This is a genomic window from Oleiphilus sp. HI0079, from assembly GCF_001635105.1.
Map to the genome: position 1 here is coordinate 1 of NZ_LWFT01001040.1, position 726 is coordinate 726.

General features: G+C 45.3%; 1 protein-coding gene. It reads left to right on the forward strand.

The features are described 5' to 3' along the window. Positions 1–139: 139 nt before the first annotated feature. The coding region (locus A3750_RS18740) for a hypothetical protein (protein WP_156498735.1) at positions 140–726 on the forward strand (587 nt) is incomplete at its 3' end.

Sequence of the window (726 nt, forward strand, 5' to 3'; positions counted from 1 at the left end):
ATATCGTCTCTCCAATGACCGTTTTCAGCTCTGGTAACTGGCTCTCGCCTTTAGCCGTAATTACAGCACAAAGCTGCAATTTATGTTTGACTAATCACACGCCCAACTTGCAATAACCTGCTTCTAGGTAAATACTGACATGGCATATTTGGGAAGTATGATGATTATGAAACAACACCTTTCAAAACGTATTCATTCTTACGATACGTTTTCAGTTCTGGGTTTTACGCTAGGGCTCGCTTTATTTGTCGCACCGTTACAAGCTGAAGTGAAATCACTTAGCAGCTCTGAGCTCACTGAAACCTATATCGAAGACTCGACCATCATCATCACGCCTCGAAAACAAAGCCTAAGTGAGCAAAAAACGGTTTCCAGCGTCACAATCGCCCCGTACGAAGGCGAAGACACAGACTCAGAACTTCTGATCGAAGCTGAAGAGTCCCAAACAGGGCTCGCTAACGCCGTGGAGCTGGATGACGAACTTCTTAGAAACTCGACCGTCGATGCGGCTTTTGAATCAGAACCTGTGGTAGATGTACCAACCTATCAAGAGCTTACAACAATCCCTGTCGCAGACATTCTTGAAGACGAGCGCTATCGTCCGCCTGAAGGCAATTTTGATTTTTCTTATATTGGGGATGATCTAGCACTGAGTCGCGACGCAGACAAACTCACGTTCTCAATTGGCAACATTCCGGGCATTGAGCAAATAAATATTCCAGAGGC